The 3,190-nt window shown below is 63.7% G+C and carries 2 protein-coding genes; both read right to left on the bottom strand.

The window, feature by feature from the left end; translation table 11 throughout:
• Window position 1: 1 nt before the first annotated feature.
• On the bottom strand, window positions 2-2,134 hold the full coding sequence (locus tag AAC023_RS14090) for a protein-disulfide reductase DsbD domain-containing protein (RefSeq protein WP_339741868.1): 2,133 nt from the start codon (window positions 2,132-2,134) through the stop codon (window positions 2-4).
• 159 nt (window positions 2,135-2,293) lie between these two features.
• A complete protein-coding gene (locus AAC023_RS14085; protein ID WP_339741866.1) occupies window positions 2,294-3,079 on the bottom strand; it encodes a SapC family protein in 786 nt (261 codons plus the stop codon).
• Window positions 3,080-3,190 lie beyond the last annotated feature (111 nt).

The following is a 3,190-nucleotide window of genomic DNA, read 5'->3' as shown; positions in this document are numbered from 1 at the left end:
CCTAGCCCGCCGCCTCGGCCAGGGCATTGATGATGATATCGCGCGTCAGCACCGAGGGCAGAACCCGGGCCGGTCCGCCATCGGCCGGATAGACCAGATAAAGCGGCACACCGGCTTGGCCATGCTCGGCGATCAGAGCGGCAATCTCATCATTGCGATTGGTCCAGTCGGCCCGCATCTCGACAACACCATAACGCTCGAACGCCTCGGCCACCGCCGGGTCGCTGAGCGTACCGAGCTTGTTGACCTGGCAGGTCACACACCAGGCCGCCGTGACATCGATAAAGATGGGCTGCCCGCTGGCGCGCAATTCGGCCACGCGTTCGCGCGACCAGGCCTCTTCGCCGCCGGACAGGCTTGGCGCATTGGTCGCGGCCGGCAGGCGCGCGATCGCCAGCGTCGCGCCGAGGCCGGTGAGGAGCGACAGGATGGCGATCATTGTCCAGGCCAGATGCCGCTGCTTGCGCGCCCAGATCGCCAGGCTCAGGGCCAGCAGACCCGTTCCCAGCAGCAACAGGCCTGCCGCACCGGACTGGATCACCAGCACCCAGCTCAGCCACAGCACCGAGGCGAACATCGGGAAGGCGAGGAATTGCTTGAACTGCTCCATCCAGCGGCCCGGCTTCGGCATGAAGCCCTGCAGTGCCGGAATGAAGCTGACCAGCACGAAAGGCGCCGCCAGTCCGGCCCCCATTGCGGCTGCAACGAGCAGGACGATGATCGCCGGCTGGGTTAGCGCCAGCCCCAGCGCTCCGGCGGCCAAAGGTCCGACACAGGGCGCGGCGACGATCACGGCCAGAACGCCGGTGAAGAAGGCGCCCTGGGCACCGGGCTTCTGGCTCAAGCCACCGCCCACATTTTGCAGGCTGGTACCGATTTCGAACACGCCGAGCAGATTGAGGCCGATCGCGAACAGAAGCAGGGTCAGCCCCGCGACCACGACAGGAACCTGCAGCTGGAATCCCCAGCCGACGGGCAGGCCGAATTCCCGCAACCCGACCAGAACAGCTGCCAGAGCGACAAAGCTCAGGATCACGCCCGCCAGGAAGAACAGGGCATGGCGCTGCACCCGGTGCGGGTCATCATGCGCGCCCTCGACGAATTGCAGCACCTTGATCGACAGGATCGGAAAGACGCACGGCATCAGATTGAGGATAAGACCGCCGCCAAAGGCGAGCAGGAGAAGGCCGATCAATCCCGGCGCAACCACAGGCGCCGTGCCCGGTGCCGCGGCCGGTGCGCCCGTCGCCGACGCGGGCAGCACCATGTCAGAATCGGGCTCAGCCCAGATTTCAATCGCCCGTTCGCGCGCACCGGAACCGCTGCCGAGCGTATAGCGCAGCACACCACCGCGCGCCGCGCTGAGCTGAGGGTCGGCCTGGTAGCCGCGCGCCAGGGTCAGTCGGGCGAGCCCCTCACCGCGCTCGGCCTGTTGTTGAGCGGCATGGGTGATCAGGCTTGCGTCATAGGGAAAGAATGTGAGGTCATGCCAGTCCGGCGAGGCGGCGGAAAAATCACCGCCTTCCAGTTCGAGTACGACGGCCGTGTCCCCAAAGCCGATTCGCGCCTCCAGCCCGGCAAGCGTGCGTGGCACTGAATCCAGCGCCGCCTGGATATACCAATAGCCCGCCTCATCGCGCCGGGATTGCGCCTCGACCGGCAGTGTCAGGGTGAGCGTACCTTCCTCCGGGACACAGATAATCTCGCAGACCAGCCAGCTCGCATGGCCGATAATCACCAGCTCGGAGGCGTCGAATTCCGCATCCAGCTGCACCGGGACGGGCAGCACGACCTCGTCATGATAACCGTAATCGAGAATGGTCTCGGCGAGCGGCAGCTCGATCGGCGCCGGCCACTCAAACTCACCCATCGTCACGCCGGCCGGCACCTCCCAGCGCACTTCCGGTGGCAGCCCGTTATCACCGGGATTGCGCCAATAGGTGTGCCAGCCCTCGGGCATGACCTGGCGGAAACCGAGATAAAACCTCTCCCCCGGGGCCACCGCGGCCATGTCGGAAACCAGGTCCGCCGCAACGATCGGCTCATTGCTGGCCCAGCCCGGCTGTGCCGGAGCCATGGGGGCAAGGCCCGTCAGAAGAACGAAAGCCGTGGCAAGACTGGCAAGAAGACGCATGGCAGAACCTCAAGACTGGTGCGGGAGCGGAACGCCCTGTGCGCCATATACTCATGATTTGTCCCAGGCCGAAGCCCGCTCGCGCAATGGTGATCGCTGACAAGCAAACGGCCGCGCCTTGCAGCGCGGCCGCAGCCGTCAGAATTACCTGCCGATAGCCTAGGCCTTCGGTGCAGCCTCACCGGCTGGCAGCATGGAAACGCGGCGCATGATGCGCTCCCAGCGCTGCAGCGACATCAGATGAGCAGAAATCGCGAAAAGATCGCCATTCTTGTGCATCTCGAGAACTTTCTCGGCGGGAAGGTTGGAGAATTTCTCCTCGGAAACACCCCAGTATTCCGCGACGGTGATCGTGTTGTCCGGATTGTTCGGATCGGCCACGCGCACATTCTTTTGCTCGAACAGGTCGAGGGCAGTGAGGCGCTCGACGAAGCTTTCGGTGATCTTCGCGTCATTCTCGAAGGCCGAGACGAATTCAACCGCCTTGTTGGTGTAATCGGTCGGCTCGCCGGCATCGGTGAAGAACGGGATATCCGCGCCGGACTTGACGACGAAATCGGCATCGACATCGACGCAGACCGTGGAAGGCTGGTCCATCGGATTGGAGGCGCTCACGAACGGGTAGCGGCGCACATAGGCGGGGATGTAATGGTCGTGGTCGAACTGACCTTCGTCGGTGACGAAGACATTCGTGCCCTGGCGCAGGCCCATCACCAGAACCGGCATTTTCTTGTCGCCGAGGAAGATGATCGGATAGCTGCCGCTGGCGATCGAGAATTCGCCGGCAATGGCCGGAACGAAATGCCAATCCTTCAGGAAGCTGAAGGGCTTGGTGACCGTCTTCACGCCATAGGTCTTGTGTTTCGTGCGGTTGAGTGGCTCCACATTCTTGTAAAGCGGAACCGTTCCGGTGAGGCGCGCCTCGGTGTTTGGTGCGTCGGCCATTCTGTAAAACCCCTTCATTGCTTTCGGCGCTAGATAGCGGATATGCCCGATGGCGGCAACGCAGCCACGCAGGGACAGAAGCATGTCGGGTCTGCAAGACAAGTGCCGGAC

Origin of the sequence: uncultured Maricaulis sp. (genome assembly GCF_963976135.1) — a bacterium.
Taxonomy (GTDB): domain Bacteria; phylum Pseudomonadota; class Alphaproteobacteria; order Caulobacterales; family Maricaulaceae; genus Maricaulis.
Note: the sequence above shows the minus strand (reverse complement) of the source record. Positions and strands in the feature narration are given on the sequence as shown.

What these genes read in the sequence shown, in the direction of transcription:
- AAC023_RS14090 (WP_339741868.1), bottom strand. Translation starts at nt 2,134, where the DNA reads ATGCGTCTTCTTGCCAGTCTTGCCACGGCTTTCGTTCTTCTGACGGGC.
- AAC023_RS14085 (WP_339741866.1), bottom strand. Translation starts at nt 3,079, where the DNA reads ATGGCCGACGCACCAAACACCGAGGCGCGCCTCACCGGAACGGTTCCG.